Below are 22233 nucleotides of genomic sequence, written 5' to 3'. Positions count from 1 at the left end.
CAGTATTATCTGTTTTAGCGCTTTTTTATTAACAATTCATTTGCATATTGGCGTGCCCATTGATCCGCCTCTAATATAGCATCTAGTGAAGGATCTTTTACGTTATGATGAGCTTCAACTGTTTTGTAAATTGTTTTTTCAATATCGAAAAAGGCAATTTCATTTTTTAAGAATAGTGCATTCGCAATTTCATTTGCTGCATTTAATACAGCGGGAGTAGTACCACCGATTTTGCCACATTCATATGCGTATTGTAGACAAGGGAACTTCTCTAAATTTGGTTTTTCAAAATGTAAACTACCGATTTCTAATAAATTTAGTTTTTCATAGGAAGAAGGTAGCCGAGTAGGATAGTGAAACGCATATTGAATCGGCATTCTCATATCAGGAGCACCGAGCTGTGCCATAACTGATCCATCAATAAATTCTACTAAAGAATGAATGATACTTTCTTTATGAATCATTACATCAATTTTTTCATATGGAATATCAAATAGCCATCTCGCTTCCATTACTTCGAACCCTTTATTCATTAATGTGGCAGAATCAATCGTTAGTTTTGCGCCCATTAACCAGTTTGGGTGCTTTAAAGCATCTTTTGCTTGTAATGTTTGCATTTCATCACGTGTTTTATCACGGAATGCACCGCCAGAAGCTGTAACGATTAATTTCTCAATTTCTTTATTATTTTCTCCGTTTAAACATTGGAAAATAGCTGAATGTTCGCTATCTACTGGAATTAAGCGACATCCGTTTTGTTTCGCTAGTTCAGTTACGATATGTCCAGCTGCAACTAACGTTTCTTTATTAGCGATGGCAATATCTTTCTTCGCCTTTAATGCTTCAATCGTTGGAAGTAGTCCGGAAACTCCGACAACAGAACTTAATACAAGATTTGAATCAGGGTGAGTAGCTACCGCAATTAAGCCATCAGTTCCGTATGTGATTTTTGTATTCGCTGAAATACGCGTACGAAGCGTGTCTGCTAAGTCTTTTGTTGCAACGCTTACAATACGAGGTTGAAACGTTTTGATTTGTTGCTCAAGAAGATCGATATTATAATTTGCGCTTAAACCGACGATTTTGAAATGTTCAGGATGAGCTGAAACGACATCTAATGCAGATGTGCCGATGGATCCTGTGGAGCCTAAAATGGATATATATTTTACCATGAAAAAACCTCCAAAGTTGTTTCGAATATTTCTGCAAACCTATATAACATTAGACAATTGAAGTGAAAATTCCTGCTATATAAAATAGAAAATTCGGGTTTGTTTGGAAGTGAAATGTGATAAACTGTAAAAAATAACGAAAAAGCAATGAAAGAGAAGAGTACATATTCGAAACTTTTCAGAGAGCTGATATGTGGTGAGAATCAGTAAGGGATGAATATGGAATGGACTCTGGAGCTTCTAACTGAAATGAGTAGGTTAAAGACGGTTACTTCACGTTATTGAAGTATGAAGTGAGCTAATGATAGCTAATTAAGGTGGTACCGCGGGAGTCTCTCGTCCTTTTTTAAGGATGAGGGGCTCTTTTTATTTTGAGAAAGGAGGAGTTAGTGTGAGTGAAAAAATAATGTTAACAGGAATTAAGCCGACAGGTTATCCGCATTTAGGAAATTATATTGGCGCGATTAAACCTGCATTACAAATGTCAAAGAATAATGAAGGAAAAGCATTGTACTTTATAGCTGATTATCATGCATTAAATGCTGTGCATGATTCAGAAAAGTTCAGCAGTTATACGAAAGAGGTAGCAGCTACTTGGTTATCACTTGGACTTGGAGAAGATGTTATTTTTTATCGACAAACAGAAGTGCCGGAGATTCTAGAATTAGCTTGGATTTTAGCTTGCCTAACGCCGAAAGGTCTTATGAACCGTGCTCATGCGTATAAAGCGAAGGTGGAGCAAAATAAAGAAGCAGGGTTAGAGGTCGATGCGGGAGTGAACATGGGGTTATATACGTACCCGATCTTAATGGCAGCTGACATATTATTATTTCAAGCTACCCATGTACCAGTTGGAAAAGACCAAATTCAGCATATTGAAATCGCACGTGATATTGCGACGTATTTTAATCATACATTTGGCACGACATTTACACTTCCGGAGTATGTCATACAAGAAGAAGGAGCTATTTTACCTGGTCTTGATGGAAGGAAAATGAGTAAAAGTTACGGAAATGTAATCCCATTATTTGCAGAGCAAGAAAAACTACGAAAATTAATATTTAAAATCAAAACAGATTCTTCACTTCCAAATGAACCGAAAGAACTAGAAACCTTATTTACAATTTATAAAGAATTTGCGACAGAAGACGAAGTACAGTCATTACGTGAAAAATATGAGACTGGAATCGGATGGGGCGATGTGAAAAAAGAGTTGTTTCGCGTTGTAGATCGTGAGTTAGCTGGACCTCGTGAAAAGTACGCAATGTATATGAATGAGCCGAATTTATTATATGAGGCGTTAGAAAACGGTGCTGAGAAGGCACGCGCTATTGCAAAGGTAAATTTAGCGGAAATTAAAAAACGGATTGGATTTGAGAGGGAACGTTAAGCGTTCCCTTATTTTTTTTTGATAATCTGTAATAATCCTCTCAATAACAGAGGGAAGATTATTAGGTAATTCATCAAGTGAAAAGAAGCGTAGTTCTTTTGATTCACTTTGATCGCATACAAGTTCACCATGAAATTCTCGGCAAATATAAACAACGAGTACACCGTGTACTTGATCGCCGTTTGGATAGATTTGAAAGAAATCTGGCCCTGAGTATGTACGGAATAGTTCTGGATTTTTAATAATAAGTCCAGTTTCTTCAAACACTTCTCGTTTTAAAGCATCTTCTAACGTTTCGTTATATTCTAGGGCACCACCAATAATGCTCCAACGGTTAAAATCTGTACGGAGCTGCAGCAATATTTCATCTTTTTCATTTAATATAATGGCATGTGATCCTATTAGAATAAGTGGATGATTTCCTACTAGATTTCTCATATCTTCAATATAACCCATGTCATTGCTCCTTGTATTTAATAATAGCTAGGAATTTCTTTTAACATTCTTTCTGTTTTACGTGCTGTAAAGGCTAAGTTATGGTCGTCTTTCGTTCTGAAAAATAATGTGCGTAAAAAGGTTTTAATATTGGCACATAAAATACAATACTCATTAAGCGAAAGGCGTTTTCTAATTTGAGGAAGCCTTTTTATTTTTTTATGAATAATAGAAATTAACTCGTTTTGAGGAAAATCATGATACAGCATTGCTAGTAATGGAGTAACAATGCGTTCATCTTCGTTATTATGAAAAAGGTCAGATGGAATAAAGATTTTATTTAATAAACAATGAATTAATTCTTCGTACCATTCAAAAGTTGTATACGTATTATGAACAATTTCAGTAAAGGCATCAGATACGTGAGCAAGACAATGAGCCCATCCTTTATTTTCGATATAGCCCCGAAAATCCGTTTCTAAGTTTGTGTATGTAATGAGTTTATTTTTTATTTCTTCGATATCCTCCTCTGTACAAAAGTAGTGCGAATTAGCGAATTGGAGTATTAACGCAATTAACGAAACAGTGTAAGAACGTGTGAAAACCCCATCTGTATGTGGGGAGTAAATGTCACAATATAAATACTCATCACTTAAACAAGTTTGCAGAAGTAATTTCAGCTGATCGTCCATAAGGAATTCATGATGAATGAAATGCGCAAAACATTTATATATAAGTTGGTAACGAACGTAGCTATCAGTCGTTCCGATATACTGAAGCATGTTCAAAGTTAACTCATTTACGTCTATATGCTGTAGTTGCGTATAGTCATTTTGTTGTATAAGCTCTAACTGTTGTTGCAATGCTGTAATATCCACTGGAGAACCTCCTCCGCACTTTAAAGATGCGATCTTTTCTAGTATTCTATATATTCAAGGACAATCCTGCTCATGCAAGGAGAACGATTAGAAATTCGAGTATGATATAGATGAGGGAAGAATATGACGACGATAGAACAGTTAGAAAAACATTTTAAAATAAGAAGAAGTGCTTCTTCTATTATGATAAAAGAAAATAATGCAGAGATTTTTACAGAAGAGCAATTAGAGGAAATGATGCAATATTGCGTTGCTGAAGCTAAAAAAGGTGAATTAGAAAAACTACATTTTGAAATCTCTTCAAAAAGTCCAAATTATGATGTGTATAAAAAATGTTTTGAAACGTATTCATTTGAATATGTTACGGAAAACATGATTGTATTTAAAGATATATATGAAGTAGAAGATGTAGAAAGTGAAATGGATTTTAAGCTTATTGAAGAAGTTGGAGAAGAGGCTTTTTATTCACTGTGGAATGAAGCGACGGGAGAACCAGTCGCTCATGATCAATTTGTGCATATGATGCTACAAGAAATTGGTGAGCAATGGAAAGAACATTGCTTAACAGCGAGTATCGATGAAGAGCTGATAGGAATTGTAATCCCGCATATTGAAAGAGGTACGTTAGAAGAAGGGAAACTTATGTACTTCGCAGTTATTCCAAATATGCGTAATAAGGGATATGAAGCGGCATTATTTGCAGGTGCGATGTTTGTCTTAAAGGAAATAGGTGCATCTTATTATATTGGTGAGACAAATATACAAAATGAATGGATGAAGGATGTTTTTGAAAAGAATGGATGTCAGCTGCTTAGTTCAACTGAGAGATATGTGAGAAAGTTTTAGGAGGATGAATGATGTATACTCTCGAACTCGTATAGCGGGAGGGGACTATATATGTTAAAGCAATCCATGCATTCATTCGTGTTATTGTATCCAAATGTATTGTTAGAAGGCTGGAATGTTGAAAAAGTTTCAGAACGTTATGAAGGTGAAAAGTGGGGAACTTTTTGGTTTCAGGTTGTTACTCCAACTGGGATGTTTCGAGTAAAGGAATTTTTTCTCGATATAATGGAACCAGTATTTCCGGATAGCTGTATTTCTCAAGCAAAAGGAGATTCTTTTCAATATAAAGGGCTTGTGTATTGGAAAGGTATAAATTATAAAGGAAAAGAAAGTTACGTTACATCTATATGGAAAACACAAGTTGAAATTTCTGTTGATCATGGATATGTAAACCAAGACGAAATGGAACGATTTCTATTTGAATTACAACCAGTAAATATGGAGCTTGGGAAAACGATATTACATACATCATTTCACTTATTAAGCTTTCAAGCGAAGAGAAGTGAAATGGGTGAGATAGGAAGATGTAGAGAGTGGAATGCTCCAGATGACGTATCCTATGTAAATTTGTTAATTCATGAAAAACTAAATTGGAAACTTGAATCGGTCGGTTTTGGAAATGACGAAACGCAGTATGTATACTGGGACGAAGTTAATAAACTATATGCACTTTGGGTTTGTAGACATAAAAACAAAGCGTATTATCCTATTTCTTCATGGACAATGAACTATGGCCCAAAACAAATTATAAACGGGTTAGAGTTTTATCCGCACCCTAATCGCGGAACAGTTGTATACGAAGATTTAGGTAATGAACAAATCGCATACGTATTTCGCGGTAATCCATGTACAAATTTTGAACAAGTAAAAGAACTTTTCGCCTGTTTGTAAGATAAAAAGAAAAATGAGAACGACAAAGTAGATATTTGTATAATACAATAGAGTGAGATTCGATTATATGAGAAAGCGTTGGTGAAAGAATGGGACAGCAAAGAAATTGGTTACAAGCAACTGTAGAAAGAAATAAAGATAATACGTTACAAATAAAGTGGGAAAATAATATAGAAGAAGTTCGTATTTATTGGAGTACTTCACCAGATCATATTGAAGAAAATGGAGAATTACTTGCAACAGTAAATGGGGAATTATCATATACAATTGAAAACCCCAGTGAAAATGAACGTCCATATTTTAGATTAGTAGGAAGTAATGGACAAGCAGTAACAGTAGCCGAGCGTAGATTGCCATTACAAGGTGCGTTTAACTTCCGTGATATGGGAGGATATGAAACGACTGAAGGCTGTAAAGTAAAATGGGGCAAATTATACCGCTCTGAAGAATTAGCAGGGCTAACTGAATGGGATATTGCCTATTTACAAAAGTCTGGTTTAAAGTTAATTTGCGATTACCGTACAGACTTTGAAGTGAAGCATAAGCCGAATCCAGAAATTACGGGTGCTCGTCAAGTGTGCTTACCAGTTATGCAAGACTTAGCGAAAGACTTAAATATAAATGAGTTTTTCCAAGTTGGTGACCTTTCTATGTTAGGAAAACCAGGTGAGTATCTTGTGAAAATGAATCAAGATTTCGTAAGTGGTAACGAGGCATTCGTGAGCTTCTTAAACTTAGCGCAAAACCCGGAAAACTTACCGTTAGTAAACCACTGTACAGCTGGAAAAGATCGTACTGGATTTGGTTCAGCATTATTACTACTTTTACTAGGTGTACCAGAAAAAACAGTAATGGAAGACTACTTACTAAGTAACGGATTCCGTGAAAAGCTAAATGAAAAAATGATGGCCTTTTTAGGTGCGAAATTACAAAACGATGAGAGCAGAGCGATATTAGGTGCAATGTTTGAAGCACGTGCTGAATACTTGCAAGCTGCGATTGGTGAAATTCAAAAGCAATACGGATCAGTTGAAGCATACGCTGAAAAAGCTCTTGGCTTTACGAAAGAGTCGTTAGAGGAAATGAAAGAGTTATTGCTAGAAGATTAATAATGAGAAGGAGGCTGAGCGGATTAGCCTCCTTTTACTATTGTTGCTATAATTTTGTTAATGAGGATGTTGTGCACAGAGGAGAAAATGGATGAAAAGAACTTAAGAATCGGGGGATAAAATGATTCATACACGTGTAAAAGCAGAGGGGTTAAGAGAGAAGCTGGCAACAATACTAAGTCAAGAGTATAAGGAACTAGCTATTCAAGATTTAAAGGTGATTGGAACGGGAGTGCAAAATATTGTTTTTCAAGGAGATTCAGAAAAGGGGTCTTTGGCATTTCGAGTACCGTGGGAAAGAGAAGTGGAAAATATAAATGAAGACTTATTTAACAGTCGGATTTCGTTGCAAAAGGAAGCGGAGCTGTCTAAGTATTGTCATTCAAAAGGTATTCCAGTACCAAGGATACACGGATTGCATCTTTCAACCGAACTTGATTTTTTAATTTCGGATTGTGTGTATGCTGATCATATGCCAATTTCCGCATGCAAAATAGGGGAGTTAGTGAGCAATCTTCATAGTATGCCAATTGATGGTTTGTATTACAAACAAAATATTAGAGAGCCTATTAGTAAGTATATAGCAGAACGAATTGTGAAACGGATAGAAGGGTTTAATACAATCACGAACTGCAAAATTAATCTTCCGGATACAAAAACAATTGAATATATTCTTAGTACAGCAGATCATGTAAAATGTTTATTACATATGGACATTCGACCAGCCAATTTAATCGGGTATAATGGAGAAGTTAAAGCAATAGTTGATTGGGATAATGCTTTAATTGGTCATCCATTGCTGGAGCTTATGAGAATAGCTGAAACAAATGAGGTTAGTTGGGATGAATTTAAAGATGGATATAAGAATGATAGTATCTTTAATGTTACTCCTCATATTGTTAGTTTATTTTATAGACTAGATACAGCAGTCATGCTAGCAAATTTATTTATAGCACATTTGAAAATAAAAGATAAAGGTGTATTCTATAAAGAGCGGGTTAAAGCGCTTCATCACGACATATATATAAACTTATAAGCAATGAGAACGAAGCTTTTAAAATAGGAATTGAGGAGAACATCATGAAATACAAATTTATATTATTCGACGTAGACGATACATTATTAGATTTCCCTGAAACGGAAAGACACGCATTACATAATGCGTTTGTACAGTTTGGCATGCCTACAGGGTATAATGATCATCTTGCAAGTTATAAAGAGATTAGTAATGGATTATGGAGAGATTTAGAAAATAAAATGATTACGCTAAGTGAATTAGCCGTAGAGCGATTTAGACAATTATTTGCACTTCATAATATAGCCGTAGATGCGCAGCAATTTAGTGATGTATACCTTGAAAATTTAGGGAAGGAAGTACATCTTATAGAAGGCGCAGTGCAATTATGTGAAAATCTTCAAGATTGCAAGTTAGGTATTATTACGAATGGATATACGAAGGTGCAACAATCAAGAATCGGGAATTCGCCTTTATGTAATTTCTTTGATCACATTATTATTTCTGAAGAAGTTGGTCATCAAAAACCAGCGCGTGAGATTTTTGATTATGCATTTGAGAAATTTGGAATTACGGATAAATCAAGTGTACTAATGGTCGGAGATTCGCTAACTTCTGATATGAAAGGCGGAGAAGACTTCGGCATTGATACGTGTTGGTATAATCCGAGTTTGAAAGAGAATAAGACGAGTGTTAATCCGACTTATGAAGTGGAGAGTCTGCTACAAATTTTAGAAATTGTAGAAGTGGCTGAAGAAAAGGTAGCTTCATTTTAATTGTGCTGATATTTGTCGAAAAATCGATATATTTGAAAAATCGTTGATATATTGTAAGTTGTGATAGATATATTTGAAAAATCGCTCATATAAATTCATATACTAAGATATAGAACAAAAAATAGCGCTACTATACAAGATCATTCACGTGTTATAATGCGTGAATTAAATATGCGTATATAAATAGTCTCTCAGAGTGATGCGATGTCATGTATGATTAGTGTAACAACTAGAGGTGAATAAAGGATGTTAACGTTTTTATTTGAGTTAGATAAGAGTATCCCGCAGAAGGATGAGCCACGGTATGATGCTTATTCAAAGGGCTTTATCGAAGGAGATGTAACGATTTGCGCGAGTGACAGCGTATTTTTTCAAAAATCATGTATGAAGGTTGCAGAGCTGGGCATTTATTTAGGTCAGTGGATGGAACAAGTTCAACATGGGCAGAACGTGCCTATGAAATATGAAACGGCTGACCGTGAAGAGGTAATTCTTGGTTTCTTCTATGAAGAGGATCATAATCAATGGAATGTTTTTTCCAGCTGGCAAGAATTTGAACTTCAAGAGCGTATAGCTACTACAACATTAATAGAGAGTGTTCAACGCTATTTGTATGAGCTAAATAAAGAACTGCGCATGATAGAATATCCTGTGACGTTTGATCAGTACTTAAGAGGAGAGCGAATGATGCAGCTCTCTTACAAACGACCGTGTGATAGCAAAGCAGATACGACACCGATAGAGGTTTATAATGGAAGTGAGCAAGTAGGCGTAGTAATGGGCTATTATAAAAATACGCTGATGAGAGTGCTGGATTTAATTCCAAAAATTGGTAGTAATATTATTTATGAAATAAAGGATAGTAAGGACAATATTCGCGTCATTGCAAAGGATGTAAGTAGGCAGCGCCAAAGAAGGATTTTAGTAACGTACAAAGATAATCATGATGCAGAGCATGAAATACTTGTATGTGACGGAAAGTTATTGGATGCAAATTTCTTATTTACCTTTACATATAAGGCAGAAGAATATGTTGTTCATAAAACTTCATTTGGAATGGGAAAGTTATTACGAAAGGGCTATGTAATTGCAGATTGGAATATTCGTCTTGAGGAAGATATGTATTACATTGAGATGAATGTATATGATGAAGATTACATGCAGGATCAATACTTGCTATTAGGCGTATTTCATGCGGTTTTATATGGATAATCAATGAGAAATACCGTCATTCTTCTTGGAAAGAATGACGGTATTTTTTTATGTGATTCTTGTGACTGGATGCCTTTAATCAATCCTCAAAAATAAAAATCTCATCAATCGTACTATGTAATGCCTTCGCTATATCGTGAGCAAGTTGTAAGGAAGGATTGTATTTACCTTTTTCGAGATGACTAATTGTTTCACGTCGCACACCAACGCTCTTCGCTAAATCTTCTTGTGTCATGTTCAATTTGGCACGATATTCTTTTATTCTCGTTACGAACGCCATGGTGCATCTTCCATTTCATCAATTGGTTTATCGAAAAAGAACATAGAAAAGCCGAATGTAAGAATGAGTGTGCCGAAAATAAGAGCGATATCAATCTCTTGTAGCGTAGGGTTTGGAAATAACATTTCAATAAACATAATGATTGTGGTAGTTAGTAACGTAACGATAAATGCATTGCGACACGATTTATTGACAATTTGTTCAAACAGTTCATCGTGTTGAACTGTTCTATACGATGTGAAAAAGGAGAAGAAACAGAACATAGTAAACAATCCTTTTTCATAAAAAAATCCGAGGAAACCGAAGAAACCGAGAAATCCTAAATATTTTATCCAAGTTGTTTTCATGATAGGTCCTCCTTATGTTGTTAGAAATAAGTCACGTTATGTTATAAATATATCGCAATTGGATAGGAATGGTAATAATAGTTTTCCAGTTTGCTTCATAATAATAGTAAAAAGAGGAAATATGCTGCGAAATAAAGAGGATAATATTGTAAAATGGTTGTAAGGAGGGGGAGGAAGAAATGCTAACTTGGATCATGATCGTTGTATTACTTGTAGTGATTACTGTCATTGCGACGGTGTTAATTGGGCGGAATGGTGATGCAAATTATAGCAAAGCGACAAAGGGGAATATTAAACGCTTAACAATGATTTATATTATACTAGCTGTCGTTTTAGTTGTTGGATTAGGGGTGTATATTTATTTTAAAGGTTAAATAAACTGAAAAATGTAAAAATCTTAAAATAGAAGTATGCTATAATATCAATATAGTTATTTGGTAATTAAGGAAAGGATTGGATGGAATGATTGAAATTACGAATGTGTCAAAAAGTTATAATGGGTCTACCTATGCAGTAAAAGACTTAAGTTTATCTGTACCTAGCGGCGAAATCTTTGGATTTTTAGGACCGAATGGTGCGGGTAAATCAACGACAATTAAGATGATTACTGGCATTCACGGGGTGGACAAAGGGACTATTACGATTAACGGAAAAAATATTATGGAAGAGCCGATGGAAGCGAAGAAGACGTTTGGTTATGTACCAGATAGTCCAGATATGTTTTTACGATTAAAAGGAATTGAATATTTAAACTTTATGGCCGATATGTATGAAGTGCCGAAAGAAGTACGACAAGAACGAATAGAGTCTTTAGCGAAGAAGTTTGATCTTTATAATGCTTTATCTGATCAAATTCAAAGTTATTCGCACGGTATGAGACAAAAAATCGTTATTATTGGTGTGCTCGTACATGAGCCAGATGTATGGATTTTAGATGAACCATTAACTGGGCTTGATCCGAAATCTGCATATATTTTAAAAGAAATGATGAGAGAACATGCGGATAAAGGAAAGATTGTATTCTTCTCTACACACGTATTAGAAGTGGCAGAAAAATTATGTGACCGCGTCGCGATTATTAATAAGGGAAACCTTCAGTTTAAAGGGAATTTAGATGAAATGAGAGATCATTTTAAATCCAATGAATCACTTGAAAAAATGTTCTTGGAGATGACGGGCAATGAGTAAAATTTGGACGTTAACGAAAGTATTATTGAAATTAAATTATGCAGATTTTATAACAGATAAGAAGAAGCGATGGGCGTATGTATTTTCATTTGCAGCTATTTTATTTGTCGGCTTTTTACTGTTTGGTTCTATCACGCATGCAATGTATGAGGGAATGATACATTTAGGGCAAGATCCAGGAATGATTATCGCAATGGGACTTGCGATTGCGAGTATATGGGTATTTTTAATGAGTATTACGAACATTTTAACTGTATTTTACTACAGCAATGACATTGAAATGTTATTACCATTACCATTAAAACCAGCGCAAATTATTTCAGCCAAATTTTTAACAGTATTAATTACACAATACGTAATGAGTTCATTTATTTTATTACCGATCTTTATTACGTACGGTTTAAAAAGTGGCGCATTTATTACATATTACATATATATGATTTTCATTTACTTACTCTTCCCAATTGTGCCGTTAGTACTAGCTTCGTTACTGATGACAGTTATTATGAGGTATACAAATATAGCGAAAAATAAAGACCGAGGAAATATATTTATTGGAATCATAAGTATACTATTTATTGTAGGAATTAACATATTTTTGCAGTGGAAAAATAAAAGTTCGTTTTCTGAAGATGCAATTGCGGATTACCTTGCAAACAACCAGTCTTCACTTTTAGTACAAATGACAAACTATTTTCCAACTACATATTTTGGAGCAGTAGCATTAGTAGAAAATGCAAATTGGAAGGGACCTTTATATGTAATAATCTTTGCAGTTATTTCATTTGTCTTCTTTGTGTTGTTTTATTACATAGCAGAGCGTACATATTTAAAAGGGGTTATTGGACTTTCAACGAGTACAGCAAAGAAACAAGTTATTTCGGCGGAAGGTTTACAGAAATCAACAGTACAAAGTTCGCATTTAAAAGCGTATGTGAAAAAAGAATTTAAAACGTTATTCCGTACACCACAATTTTTCTTAAATTGCATTGTACAAACTTTCGTTATGCCAATTATGTTGTTCTTTATTTTATTTGTGCAAGATGGAAATTTAAAGTTTATTACAGAGTATATTAACAATCCAGAGACAACGGGATTTGCAATTGGTGTTGGCCTTTGTGCATCGTTATTTTTAATGGGTAGTAACGTCATTGCAACAACGTCATTTTCGCGAGATGGAAGCTCTTGGTTTGTGAATCGTTATTTACCAGTAAAGGCTTCGGATATCTTTTTTGCGAAAGCAATCACTGCTTGGTTAATTAATGTGATCATTTTAGCAGTATTCGGTATTACGATGGCAGTTGTAGCTGGGATTTCTCCAGTCTTTATGATACTGTGGTTTTTGCTAAGTGCGAACGGGTTGTTATTAATTAATTTAATCGGAACACGCTGGGACGCGCAAACTGCAGATATTCATTGGGATACAGAGCAGAAATTATTTAAAAGTCGATATACAACTTTGTGGAATTTTTTAGCTAATATTTTAATAGCTTTAATTATTGTGGGGGGAGTAAGTGTATTATACTTCTTCCTTCATGTCGGACTGTGGGTTATGTTTATCGTTTTATTTGTAATGTTTACGATTGTAAATTATATCTTTATTAAAATGTTAAAATTAGGTGCTGAACGTATACTGTCAAATATTCAATAAGAAGATAGATCCTCTGTATTCATGCAGGGGATCTGTGTATAGATGGAGGAGAAAAAGGTGAAGAAAATAGCAATTGTAACAGGGGCAACTCGTCTGAATGGAATTGGTGCAGCTGTATGCAAGGTGCTTGCTCAAAAAGGGATAGACATTTTTTTCACGTACTGGCCAAAGTATGATAAAGCGATGCCATGGGGAATGAGTGATCAAGAACCCTTTTTGCTGAAAAAGGAAATTGAAAGTTACGATGTTCGATGTGAAATGGCAGAAATCAATTTATCGCAGTCTTATTCGCCAAATCGTTTGTTTTATATGGTATCAGAACGGTTAGGTGATCCATCTATTCTAGTTAATAATGCAGTATATTCTACTCATACGAGGATTGAGGAATTAGATGTAGAGCAGTTGGATAAACATTATACAGTTAATGTTCGGGCTACTATGCTATTAAGTTCATTGTTTATAAAACATTATTCACTTAAAACGGGCGGGAGTATTATTAATCTTACTTCAGGACAGTCAGTAGGTCCAATGCCAGATGAACTAGCATATGCAGCAACGAAAGGGGCAATTGAAGCATTTACAAAGTCAGTGGCACCAGTAGCGATGGAGAAGGGGATTACTGTTAATGCTGTTGATCCAGGACCAACAAATACAGGGTGGATTACAGAGGAATTAAAACATTATTTAGTATGGAAATTCCCGCAAGGTAGAGTTGGAGAAACGATGGATGCTGCGCGCTTAATTTCTTTTTTAGTAAGTGAAGAAGCGAAATGGGTTACTGGGCAAGTCATTCACTCGAATGGTGGTTATTCATAAAAATATTATGTTAACAAATGCTGAGAAACAAAAAACGAAAGAAAATTTTATTTTTTTGTATAAATAAAATGTCAAGAAAGATAAAAATTTGATAGAAGAGTATATCGTCATATGAAGATAGTGATTCTTAATGTGACAATATACTCTTTTTCTTTTACTTGCGAGCAGAAAAATGAAGTAGAAGAAACTCGAATATTAAAATGAGTTTATCAGTTTTTGTCCGTATTATTATGAAGATTACTGTCGGAAAGATGGTGATTCATGTGAAAAGGGATTTTTTAAGGGGAAATCGAATCGTAAAGGGGAGGATAAATTATGTAAAACATAGGGGGATTTATATGAAAATGAAAAAGGTCGCTATCGCATCGATTACAATTGGTACAATGCTTACTATGGCAGCTTGTAGTCCTTCAGCAGATAAAGAAACGGAAAAGAAAGAGCAAGTAACTGCGCAAAAGGATGGAGAAGCAAAAACGACAAGTGCAGATGAAGCTTCAAAAACAACGAAAGATACTGAAAAAGAAACAAATACTTCTTCAAATGAAAAAACAGATAAGGATGCAAAAAATACGAAAGAATCATCAGGAACAGAAAGTAACGGCAAAACGTCAACTCAAAACGAAAATGTAAAAACAAAAGAAAAAGAAACGACAGGAAAAACGAATGATCAAACGACTAGCGGGAAAACAGCAGATCAAAGCACAAGTACAAGCACAAACAATAACGGAAAGGCAACGAAAGATCCGAAGAAAAGTGTTGCTGTGAAAACGAATGTTAAAGAAGTTGTAGCATTAATTGATAGCTTGGACAAGCAGTTAGCTGCTAATCCAAAATTGGAAACAGTGAATAAGCTTGGCAAACAAATTAACGAAAAGTGGGATGTGATTGAAAAAGAGCTAGAAGCATCACATCCGACGGATTCTAAAACAATCGGTCAAAGTATGTATCCGTTAATTGTAGGAGCGGAGAAAGAAAAAATCGATATTAATAAAATGAAATCATTAACGACGAAAACGAAAAAAGATTTAAATCAGTTATTGACGAAACTTTCATAGTTTCAAAAGCCTACTCGTGTGAGTAGGCCTTTTTTAGGTTGTTGTAATGTGCACAGTATAACTTATTTATTTTCATTTTCAATTACGATGCGAAAGGAACTGAATGCTTGTTGACTGATATAATCTTCTTCGCTAACTTTAAAAGGAAATGGAAAAGCGACGAGTTGAAAATTACTTTCTTGATCCACTGAAGGCAATGTGAAATTAAAGATTTGTCTTGTTTCAGGTGCAACCTTAGTATAAACAACTTTTCTATTGTTAAATATTTCAACTTGTTTCCAATCTTTAAAAGCCACGATTGCGTAGGTCATTTCATCATTTGTTTCATTACCGTTTGATAAAATTAATTGCTTGCCTTCCTTTTCAAAGAAGACAGTTTGTAAGTTCTCTTCACGGTTCGTAACAAATACTGGTTCGTAAAGACCATCTTTTAAAATAGCATCTGGATCTATAAGGGGGAGTTTTATTTTTTCGTTTTCTTTCTGAAGAGGATGCATTGAATATCGCATACTTAGAATATCTTCTAAAATAGCTGCTTTATTTAAGTTATTATCTTTTAATTTGTATTCAGGTTTTTTTATTATTAAAAAGGTTAATTCACTTGCATTAGGAGAAGTGTGTAAAGAGATTTTCGTAGTCATTGAACTGTTTGGTTTCATATCAAAAAAATAGTGTGATATTTCATTAGTAGTATCTTCTATTTTAAAAGGTTTTTGTTCGTAATCTTCTAGAACAATTAATCCATATTTTCGGTTTTCATTAATAGTATGTACGAATGATAATGTTACATTAATTTTATTATCCTCACTAGTAATTGTACTGCCATTGTTAATATGTTGGCCTTGATTATCCTTCAATCCGTAAGAAATAGTATTGGTTTGTTGCTCGCGTTTATTTTCTATGGAAGGTGGATGAGGTTGTATGATTGAAGTATTGAACAAAATATAAATTGTAAGTAATGAAATAAGTAAAACACCGCTAATAATATATATTTGTTTCATAAATAGCACCTCAATATATGTAAAATATTAGAGAAAAAAGATATGCAAGATGCATATCTTTTTTCTCTTTCTTACCAGAAAGCTTTTGTTTCGTGATTCACATCATTATAACCACTTAATTTATAGGTATGATTACCGATAGCGTAATCATCTCCATAATAAATGCTTGTGTTGGTCGCTGTAGCACTTACAAAGGATGATTTTTTTGCACTATTACTTTTCGTATTTACTAATGAGCCATCGCCATTGAAAGTTCTTGCTTTTGCATAAACATAGTCTTCGGTCGTAGTTGATTTCGATTTAGCAACTGCATATGGGTTACCAAAAAAGGGAGTATATACGCTAATGTTAGAGTCATTCTTAGGTGCAGCTGCAATAGTCAAACTAGGAACACTAGATGTTTTTGTTGATTGAATTGTATCAAAGTCAACTAAAACGGGCTGCTTGTCTACAGTATCGATCTCTGAAGCACTTGCGTTATTAGTAAAACCAAAACCTAAAACCGCTAACCCTAAAGTTGTCACCGATAAAGATTTTTTCATATTCACTAATTTTCCCACCTTTTTAAATTTTTGAGTTCGAACTCAATTCATACAATATATGAAAATTTCGAAACTCTCAATGGTTTATCCCATACTTAACTTTTCTTTTACTTTCGATTCAACATGTCTTCATTTGCAAAAAAGCGAATATATCTTCTAATGCTTAGCCAGCAAGGGATACAGGTTTAATTTTATGAAATTCATGTAAATTTAAATCTATTCATGTCAGAATCTCTGTTATTTTTAAGTTCATATGGGAAACTTATTAAAAAAAGGATGGTGACAAAAATGACAATCGATCGAATTTGTACAATTGGACCCGCAAGTAATAATAAAGAAACATTAGCACAGTTAATAAAGAATGGTATGAAAATTGTTCGACTGAATTTATCGCATGGCACGCATGAAAGTCATAAAGACATCATTCGTTTAGTGAAATCATTAGATGACTCTATTAAATTTTTGGGTGATGTACAAGGACCTAAAATAAGATTAGGTGAAGTGAAGGGAGAGCAAATTACACTTCAGGCAGGAGATTCTTTTATTTTACATACACAACCAGTTACAGGGAGTAATACAGAAGCAAGCGTTGATTATGAAGGAATACCGAATGATGTGAAAGTAGACAGTAGAATTTTAATTAATGATGGAGAAGTTGAATTAATTGTTGAAAAGATAAGTACGGACAAAATAGAAACGAAGGTAAAAACAGGTGGCAATATCTCATCCCATAAAGGAGTTAATTTACCAGGTGCGGCTGTTCGTTTACCAGCTATTACAGAGAAAGATAAAAAAGATATTCAGTTTCTTTTAGAAGAGAATGTTGATTTTATCGCGTGTTCTTTCGTAAGAAAACCTAGTCATATAAAAGAAATACGAGATTTTATACAACAGTATAAAGAAACGTCACCTAATGTAATTGCAAAAATAGAAACGATGGAAGCAATCGAGAATTTTCAGGATATATGTAAAGAAGCAGATGGAATTATGATTGCAAGGGGCGATTTAGGAGTAGAGTTACCGTATCAATGCATTCCGCTTTTACAGAAAATGATGATTCAGGAATGTAATCGAACGAATACATATGTCATTACAGCAACACAAATGCTTCAATCTATGGTAGATCATTCTATTCCAACAAGGGCTGAGGTGACTGATGTGTTTCAAGCTGTACTGGACGGGACGAATGCAGTTATGCTTTCAGCTGAAAGTGCATCAGGAGAACATCCAATCGAAAGTGTGAGAACATTACGTCTCGTTTCAGAATTTGCGGAGCATGTTAAAAAAGATGGACCTTTTGCGATGAAAGATGTACTGCAATTACTGCGTGAGTCTCTGGATGAGTAATAAAAAGAGGGCGGATATGCATCCGCCCTCGTGTTTTTCATTCATACTATTCTTGCTCTTGCTCATCCAAAATCTTTTCAAACGCAGCAGATACTTTATCAAACTCTTCATCATTTTCAATGTATGAAAACTCATTATCTTCTTCTACTTTTAAAAAGAAAATATCAATGTCTTCCTCAGTTTCTGTTTGGATATCTTCAACAAAGGCAACTGCAATATATTCTGCGCCTTCGACATCCATCGCTCCAAGTACTTCTACTTCTTGCTCTTCGTTATTCTCATCACTAAGAGTAAACACTTCGCCAACTTCAATATCAGACATATTCATTCTCCTCCTGTTCGACTCTAAAAAATAGAGTGCTCAAACTGCATACATACTAATATATCTTTCCATGAAAAACCAAATTCATACATAAGAAAAACGACTAATAGTTCTTTAGTATAAGTATCCAGCTATTAGGAGCATTATTTGTGTGTGCTACATTACTTAATCCATTCAACAATTGTATCTATAGTCTGTCTTGTTTTATCACGTTTTGGATCTTCTTTACGGTAACCAAAGGCAACCATAACAGATACTTCAAAGTTATCGCCCTGTATAATGCCTTCTTGACGAAGTAAAGAGTCTACTTTCTCTTTATCGAATCCTTCTATCGGACAAGAATCAATACCGATTTGAGCTGCGCTCGTCATCATATTACCTAAAGCAATATAAGTTTGTTTAGATGCCCAATCAAATACAGTACGATCGGATTGTAATAAGTTAAAATCTGTTTCCTGGAACTTTTTGAAGAATTCATATCTAATTTTTTGAGTGTCTTCAGGCAATCCAATAATATCGTTCATCATATATTTAATATACTCTGCATCATAATGCATATCTTTAATGTTTCTTGAAAGAACAATGACGAAATGGCTTGCTGTTGCAAGTTGCCCACCAGCGCCCCATGAATACGGTTGTAGTTTTTCTCTTAATTCTTTATTTTGTACGACAATAAATTTCCAAGGTTCATATCCAAAAGAAGAAGGAGATAATCTGCCTGTTTCTAAAATGAATTTAAAATCCTCTTCTGAAATTTTGTGCATAGGATCGAACTCTTTACATGCATGTCTGAAATGAAAAGCCTCCATAATTTTCTCTTTTGTAATTTCGTTTGTATTTGTCATAAAAGTTCCTCTTTTCGTTAATTTATTTTGTAAGTAAATTATATTTTTAAAGTAACATAGATACAAGTACGCACATTTATGTGTTATAGTATCAAAAAAGATACTATTGTTAAGGGAAGGGATTTATTATGGATTGTTCAAATGAAAAAAATATAAATTACCCATTTTTAAATAAATATTCTTGTCCAGTTGAAGCTATGGTTGAGGTGATTGGTGGAAAATGGAAAGGTGTTATTTTGTATCATTTATTAGATGGGAAAAAGAGGTTTAATGAATTAAAAAGATTAAAACCTAATATCACACAAAGAATGTTAACACTGCAGCTTAGAGAACTTGAAGCAGATGGCATCATACATCGTGAAGTATACCGTGAAGTGCCACCTAAAGTAGAATATTCGTTAACCGAGCTTGGTGAATCACTTCGTCCAATGATTCTATTAATGATGGAATGGGCAACTCATAATATGGAGAAAGTTTTGGAGAGTAGGGATGCACAAAATAAAAGTTAATAGATAAAAGTGGTATAGTAGAGAAGGATATGAATTTTTCTTAAATTGGTAGTGAAATTAGAAAACCATATATTATTAAAATAGGTAATTGGATGTTAAAGTTTTGTAAGATTAAATTGAGTATAATTATTTTATGTAAACTAATTGCCCGGTTATCTATCAAATGAAAAATCTATGTATCGTTGATATAGTGTAAATTATGATAGATATATTCGGAAAATCGTTAATATAATTTCACTTATGAAGGTGTTGTTCATTAAGGGAAAAGGGCTGTCATGCGCGGACAGCCCTTTTTTGTTTACCTGATTTACATTTTGAGAATACTTCACAGTCATAACGTAGTAGGCGTAGTAAAATATTTATTCAATGTATTATTTTTCAAAGAAGTAAGCGGAACCTTCATCTCACTACCTTCCTTCATATTCCGCAGCACAACAGTGTTTGTACTAAGTTCTTCTTCACCAATAATAAGCACATAAGGGATATTCTCTTTATTGGCATAATTAAGGGCACGTTTTAATTTGCGTCCTGCTAGTTCGAGTTCGATTTTTAAGGAAGTGGTAGAACGTAATTGCTGGGCAATTTGTAAGCATTGTAATTCTGTCCCGAGCGGGATGATAAATAGATCCGTTGTAGATGAGATTGTTTCTTTCTGCGATAGTGCTGCATAAATAACGTCTAAACCGAATGAAATACCGACTGTTGGATAGTTCATACTATCACCACGGAATGCTCCGATAATGTTATCGTAACGGCCGCCGCTACCTATGCTAGATGTAATTGAGCCATCTTTTAGGAAGATTTCATATACAGTACCTGTGTACATTGTCAGTCCTCTTGCTAAAAACGGATTGAATATCGTATTTTCATTTATTCCGAGAGCGATTAAATATTGCTGTAATTGTTGCAATTCGTTTACGCCATCGGCAACGAGTTGGTTATTGAAAGCTTCTTTAAAGTCAACAATTGTAAGCTTTAGACAAGATAATACAGTATTACATATTGTATCAGCCATTTCTTCAGAAATTCCGCGCTCTAATACATCTTTTCGTACACCATCAATCCCAATCTTTTCGATTTTGTCTAATGATAAAATGACGTCATTTGTTAATTCAGTAGGGATGTTAATGGCCTGAAGAATACCATTTAACAATTTTCGGTTATTATATTGGATCGATATCTCTAAGTTTAATGTTCGGAACAGCTCAAACGCCATGCTCATGAGTTCCGCTTCAGCCATGACTGATTCTACACCGACAATATCAACGTCGCATTGTATAAATTCACGAAATCTTCCTTGTTTAATTGGCCCATCTCGAAATACTTTCCCAATTTCATAACGTTTAAAAGGGAGGCGGAGGTTCGGGTTCATTGCCACAACTTTTGCGAATGGAATAGTTAAATCGTATCGTAAGGCAATATCACGTTTTCCTTGATCTTGAAGTGTATATATTTCTTTTAATATTTCATCACCACCGCCGTACTTGTAAGACATAAGCTCATACATATTTAACGTCGGCGTTTCTAAAGGTTTGCATCCGTATCGTCCAAACGTATCTTCACAAGCTCTTTTAATTTTATTTCGCAGCACTTGCTCCTCTGGTAAATAGTCTTTCGTTCCTTTTACATTTCTCATTTCCATCATAATCACTCCTTTTTTAAATTAAAAAAAGCTATGCAGGTATAAAAATACCCACATAGCTTTATGAACGCTTCGTGGGTCAACAGGAAAAGCCCTGTACCCACGAAGAAAAATTTTTCTTCGGATACACGGCGTTACGTATGATGATGAAGTTGGAAAGAAGTATTAACATTTCGCATGACAAATCTCTCCTTAACATAAGTTTTTCCAAATTATATCAGATGATTTTTGAATTATCAATATTTTTAGTTTTGAAATATACGTGAAGTTATGTAGGAGAAATGGAAAAGGGTGTATAATAAAACTTAATAATATGAAATAACCTTTTAAGGAGAACGTTATGAAAAAAGATAAAACAAATGCAATGCGAATATTAGATAAAGAAAAAATTGAATATTCGATGATGTCATATGATCCAGACGATGGAAAAATTGATGGCGTATCAGTAGCTGAGAAAATTGGACGAGAAGTGAGAGAAGTATATAAAACGTTAATTGCTCAAGGGAATAGTAAAAATTATCATGTGTTTATCATTCCGGTAGATGAGGAACTAAATTTAAAAGCTGCCGCAAAAGCAGTAAGTGAAAAGAAAATTGAAATGATTCCCGTTAAAGATATTACGAAAGTGTCAGGATACATTCGCGGCGGTTGTTCACCAGTTGGAATGAAAAAGCTATTTTCTACATGTATTGATGAAAGTGCCCAATCACTTGAAACGATGATAGTGAGTGGCGGGAAAATTGGTATACAAATTGAGCTTAAAGTAGATGACTTGGCGAAAGTGACGAGAGCGCAGTTTGGTGAAGTAACGAAATAATGATACATAGGAAAAGAAGTTCTAGTTTTATCCCGCTATTTGCCGGGAAGTAAGACCCTCACCTCAAAATTCAGCGGAAGCAAAGAAATTAGATGGGGATCAACTGCCCGTAAAAGCCCGATTGGTGAGGGCTGATTAAAGTTTCAC

General features: G+C 34.5%; 25 protein-coding genes and 1 other annotated feature. Of the genes, 15 read left to right on the top strand and 10 right to left on the bottom strand.

Translation table 11 applies throughout. The annotated features are described in order from the left end of the window. Positions 1–14: 14 nt before the first annotated feature. Positions 15–1172 (bottom strand): 1-deoxy-D-xylulose-5-phosphate reductoisomerase, encoded by a 1158-nt coding sequence (locus AB6801_RS14695; RefSeq protein WP_000241774.1) that lies wholly within the window; start codon positions 1170–1172, stop codon positions 15–17. 138 nt (positions 1173–1310) lie between these two features. Next, positions 1311–1519 (top strand) — a binding site (T-box leader). A gap of 44 nt (positions 1520–1563) precedes the next feature. Here AB6801_RS14695 and AB6801_RS14690 point away from each other — a divergent pair. Then, the gene (locus tag AB6801_RS14690; protein ID WP_001290889.1) at positions 1564–2562 is read left to right on the top strand and encodes a tryptophan--tRNA ligase; all 999 of its coding nucleotides are present in this window, start codon (positions 1564–1566) and stop codon (positions 2560–2562) included. Here the strand turns inward: AB6801_RS14690 and AB6801_RS14685 are convergent. Further along, positions 2518–3018, bottom strand: coding sequence for an NUDIX hydrolase (locus AB6801_RS14685; protein ID WP_097999247.1), 501 nt, complete (start codon positions 3016–3018; stop codon positions 2518–2520). The genes AB6801_RS14690 and AB6801_RS14685 overlap by 45 nt on opposite strands. A gap of 17 nt (positions 3019–3035) precedes the next feature. Continuing rightward, positions 3036–3875 carry a DUF2785 domain-containing protein gene (locus AB6801_RS14680; RefSeq protein WP_000355453.1) on the bottom strand — a complete coding sequence of 280 codons (840 nt, stop codon included), beginning with the start codon at positions 3873–3875 and terminating at the stop codon, positions 3036–3038. A 123-nt stretch (positions 3876–3998) separates the two neighbouring features. Between AB6801_RS14680 and AB6801_RS14675 the strand changes: the two genes are divergently transcribed. The 6 genes from AB6801_RS14675 (at position 3999) to AB6801_RS14650 (ending at position 9724) form a co-directional block, all read left to right on the top strand. Then, positions 3999–4721: a GNAT family N-acetyltransferase gene (locus AB6801_RS14675; protein ID WP_097999248.1), complete on the top strand. Its 723-nt coding sequence runs from the start codon at positions 3999–4001 to the stop codon at positions 4719–4721. Between the two features lie 51 nt (positions 4722–4772). Further along, positions 4773–5612 (top strand): hypothetical protein, encoded by an 840-nt coding sequence (locus AB6801_RS14670; protein WP_002103392.1) that lies wholly within the window; start codon positions 4773–4775, stop codon positions 5610–5612. Between the two features lie 89 nt (positions 5613–5701). Further along, positions 5702–6721 carry a tyrosine-protein phosphatase gene (locus AB6801_RS14665; protein WP_000531494.1) on the top strand — a complete coding sequence of 340 codons (1020 nt, stop codon included), beginning with the start codon at positions 5702–5704 and terminating at the stop codon, positions 6719–6721. A 121-nt stretch (positions 6722–6842) separates the two neighbouring features. Continuing rightward, on the top strand, positions 6843–7757 hold the full coding sequence (locus tag AB6801_RS14660) for a phosphotransferase family protein (protein WP_088361259.1): 915 nt from the start codon (positions 6843–6845) through the stop codon (positions 7755–7757). A 44-nt stretch (positions 7758–7801) separates the two neighbouring features. After that, entirely contained in the window at positions 7802–8512 is a 711-nt protein-coding gene (locus AB6801_RS14655; protein ID WP_000875414.1) for a YjjG family noncanonical pyrimidine nucleotidase, read from the top strand. A gap of 246 nt (positions 8513–8758) precedes the next feature. Next, on the top strand, positions 8759–9724 hold the full coding sequence (locus AB6801_RS14650; RefSeq protein ID WP_087948630.1) for a tubby C-terminal domain-like protein: 966 nt from the start codon (positions 8759–8761) through the stop codon (positions 9722–9724). A gap of 79 nt (positions 9725–9803) precedes the next feature. On the opposite strand, the gene AB6801_RS14645 is transcribed toward AB6801_RS14650, so the two are convergent. Together AB6801_RS14645 and AB6801_RS14640 are read right to left on the bottom strand one after the other, a co-directional pair. Further along, positions 9804–10004: a helix-turn-helix transcriptional regulator gene (locus AB6801_RS14645; RefSeq protein WP_000896323.1), complete on the bottom strand. Its 201-nt coding sequence runs from the start codon at positions 10002–10004 to the stop codon at positions 9804–9806. Beyond that, the gene (locus AB6801_RS14640) at positions 9992–10351 is read right to left on the bottom strand and encodes a DUF3796 domain-containing protein (protein ID WP_000859225.1); all 360 of its coding nucleotides are present in this window, start codon (positions 10349–10351) and stop codon (positions 9992–9994) included. Before AB6801_RS14640 ends, AB6801_RS14645 begins: the two co-directional genes overlap by 13 nt. A 179-nt stretch (positions 10352–10530) precedes the next feature. Between AB6801_RS14640 and AB6801_RS14635 the strand changes: the two genes are divergently transcribed. The 5 genes from AB6801_RS14635 to AB6801_RS14615 all read left to right on the top strand — a co-directional run bounded on the left by AB6801_RS14635 (position 10531) and on the right by AB6801_RS14615 (position 15061). After that, complete coding sequence (locus tag AB6801_RS14635) at positions 10531–10725, top strand: hypothetical protein (protein WP_000958863.1); 195 nt, start codon at positions 10531–10533, stop codon at positions 10723–10725. Between the two features lie 88 nt (positions 10726–10813). Continuing rightward, positions 10814–11539, top strand: coding sequence for an ABC transporter ATP-binding protein (locus tag AB6801_RS14630; RefSeq protein ID WP_000570206.1), 726 nt, complete (start codon positions 10814–10816; stop codon positions 11537–11539). After that, on the top strand, positions 11532–13190 hold the full coding sequence (locus AB6801_RS14625) for a putative ABC transporter permease subunit (RefSeq protein WP_097999249.1): 1659 nt from the start codon (positions 11532–11534) through the stop codon (positions 13188–13190). Before AB6801_RS14630 ends, AB6801_RS14625 begins: the two co-directional genes overlap by 8 nt. A 57-nt stretch (positions 13191–13247) precedes the next feature. After that, positions 13248–14006, top strand: a complete 759-nt coding sequence (locus AB6801_RS14620; protein ID WP_002103389.1) for an SDR family oxidoreductase — start codon at positions 13248–13250, stop codon at positions 14004–14006. Between the two features lie 338 nt (positions 14007–14344). Further along, complete coding sequence (locus tag AB6801_RS14615; RefSeq protein ID WP_097999250.1) at positions 14345–15061, top strand: hypothetical protein; 717 nt, start codon at positions 14345–14347, stop codon at positions 15059–15061. Positions 15062–15123: 62 nt separating this feature from the next. Here the strand turns inward: AB6801_RS14615 and AB6801_RS14610 are convergent, their stop codons facing one another. Continuing rightward, a complete protein-coding gene (locus tag AB6801_RS14610) occupies positions 15124–16062 on the bottom strand; it encodes a hypothetical protein (protein WP_097999251.1) in 939 nt (312 codons plus the stop codon). Positions 16063–16133: 71 nt separating this feature from the next. Further along, positions 16134–16610, bottom strand: coding sequence for a hypothetical protein (locus tag AB6801_RS14605; protein WP_001056346.1), 477 nt, complete (start codon positions 16608–16610; stop codon positions 16134–16136). Between the two features lie 282 nt (positions 16611–16892). Between AB6801_RS14605 and AB6801_RS14600 the strand changes: the two genes are divergently transcribed. Continuing rightward, positions 16893–17951 (top strand): pyruvate kinase, encoded by a 1059-nt coding sequence (locus AB6801_RS14600; protein WP_000151081.1) that lies wholly within the window; start codon positions 16893–16895, stop codon positions 17949–17951. A gap of 46 nt (positions 17952–17997) precedes the next feature. Here AB6801_RS14600 and AB6801_RS14595 read toward each other — a convergent pair whose 3' ends face one another. After that, positions 17998–18279, bottom strand: coding sequence for a DUF1292 domain-containing protein (locus AB6801_RS14595; RefSeq protein WP_002005464.1), 282 nt, complete (start codon positions 18277–18279; stop codon positions 17998–18000). A 155-nt stretch (positions 18280–18434) separates the two neighbouring features. After that, complete coding sequence (locus AB6801_RS14590) at positions 18435–19118, bottom strand: NAD(P)H-dependent oxidoreductase (RefSeq protein ID WP_000185717.1); 684 nt, start codon at positions 19116–19118, stop codon at positions 18435–18437. A gap of 128 nt (positions 19119–19246) precedes the next feature. Between AB6801_RS14590 and AB6801_RS14585 the strand changes: the two genes are divergently transcribed. Then, positions 19247–19627 carry a winged helix-turn-helix transcriptional regulator gene (locus AB6801_RS14585; protein ID WP_097999252.1) on the top strand — a complete coding sequence of 127 codons (381 nt, stop codon included), beginning with the start codon at positions 19247–19249 and terminating at the stop codon, positions 19625–19627. A gap of 331 nt (positions 19628–19958) precedes the next feature. Here the strand turns inward: AB6801_RS14585 and AB6801_RS14580 are convergent, their stop codons facing one another. Further along, the gene (locus AB6801_RS14580) at positions 19959–21272 is read right to left on the bottom strand and encodes a histidine--tRNA ligase (protein WP_340637693.1); all 1314 of its coding nucleotides are present in this window, start codon (positions 21270–21272) and stop codon (positions 19959–19961) included. 337 nt (positions 21273–21609) lie between these two features. On the opposite strand from AB6801_RS14580, the gene ybaK reads away from it, so the two are divergent. After that, on the top strand, positions 21610–22086 hold the full coding sequence (gene ybaK, locus AB6801_RS14575; protein WP_000710860.1) for a Cys-tRNA(Pro) deacylase: 477 nt from the start codon (positions 21610–21612) through the stop codon (positions 22084–22086). Positions 22087–22233 lie beyond the last annotated feature (147 nt).

Origin of the sequence: Bacillus sp. RCC_6_1, assembly GCF_041360755.1 — a bacterium.
GTDB classification, from domain to species: Bacteria; Bacillota; Bacilli; order Bacillales; family Bacillaceae_G; genus Bacillus_A; species Bacillus_A cereus.
This window is presented reverse-complemented; position numbering and strand designations above follow the sequence as displayed.

Coding starts and splice junctions, on each gene's coding strand:
- AB6801_RS14695 (WP_000241774.1), bottom strand. CDS start 1,172: ATGGTAAAATATATATCCATTTTAGGCTCCACAGGATCCATCGGCACA.
- AB6801_RS14685 (WP_097999247.1), bottom strand. CDS start 3,018: ATGGGTTATATTGAAGATATGAGAAATCTAGTAGGAAATCATCCACTT.
- AB6801_RS14675 (WP_097999248.1), top strand. CDS start 3,999: ATGACGACGATAGAACAGTTAGAAAAACATTTTAAAATAAGAAGAAGT.
- AB6801_RS14670 (WP_002103392.1), top strand. CDS start 4,773: ATGTTAAAGCAATCCATGCATTCATTCGTGTTATTGTATCCAAATGTA.
- AB6801_RS14665 (WP_000531494.1), top strand. CDS start 5,702: ATGGGACAGCAAAGAAATTGGTTACAAGCAACTGTAGAAAGAAATAAA.
- AB6801_RS14660 (WP_088361259.1), top strand. CDS start 6,843: ATGATTCATACACGTGTAAAAGCAGAGGGGTTAAGAGAGAAGCTGGCA.
- AB6801_RS14655 (WP_000875414.1), top strand. CDS start 7,802: ATGAAATACAAATTTATATTATTCGACGTAGACGATACATTATTAGAT.
- AB6801_RS14650 (WP_087948630.1), top strand. CDS start 8,759: ATGTTAACGTTTTTATTTGAGTTAGATAAGAGTATCCCGCAGAAGGAT.
- AB6801_RS14645 (WP_000896323.1), bottom strand. CDS start 10,004: ATGGCGTTCGTAACGAGAATAAAAGAATATCGTGCCAAATTGAACATG.
- AB6801_RS14640 (WP_000859225.1), bottom strand. CDS start 10,351: ATGAAAACAACTTGGATAAAATATTTAGGATTTCTCGGTTTCTTCGGT.
- AB6801_RS14635 (WP_000958863.1), top strand. CDS start 10,531: ATGCTAACTTGGATCATGATCGTTGTATTACTTGTAGTGATTACTGTC.
- AB6801_RS14630 (WP_000570206.1), top strand. CDS start 10,814: ATGATTGAAATTACGAATGTGTCAAAAAGTTATAATGGGTCTACCTAT.
- AB6801_RS14625 (WP_097999249.1), top strand. CDS start 11,532: ATGAGTAAAATTTGGACGTTAACGAAAGTATTATTGAAATTAAATTAT.
- AB6801_RS14615 (WP_097999250.1), top strand. CDS start 14,345: ATGAAAATGAAAAAGGTCGCTATCGCATCGATTACAATTGGTACAATG.
- AB6801_RS14610 (WP_097999251.1), bottom strand. CDS start 16,062: ATGAAACAAATATATATTATTAGCGGTGTTTTACTTATTTCATTACTT.
- AB6801_RS14600 (WP_000151081.1), top strand. CDS start 16,893: ATGACAATCGATCGAATTTGTACAATTGGACCCGCAAGTAATAATAAA.
- AB6801_RS14595 (WP_002005464.1), bottom strand. CDS start 18,279: ATGAATATGTCTGATATTGAAGTTGGCGAAGTGTTTACTCTTAGTGAT.
- AB6801_RS14590 (WP_000185717.1), bottom strand. CDS start 19,118: ATGACAAATACAAACGAAATTACAAAAGAGAAAATTATGGAGGCTTTT.
- AB6801_RS14585 (WP_097999252.1), top strand. CDS start 19,247: ATGGATTGTTCAAATGAAAAAAATATAAATTACCCATTTTTAAATAAA.
- AB6801_RS14580 (WP_340637693.1), bottom strand. CDS start 21,272: ATGATGGAAATGAGAAATGTAAAAGGAACGAAAGACTATTTACCAGAG.
- ybaK (WP_000710860.1), top strand. CDS start 21,610: ATGAAAAAAGATAAAACAAATGCAATGCGAATATTAGATAAAGAAAAA.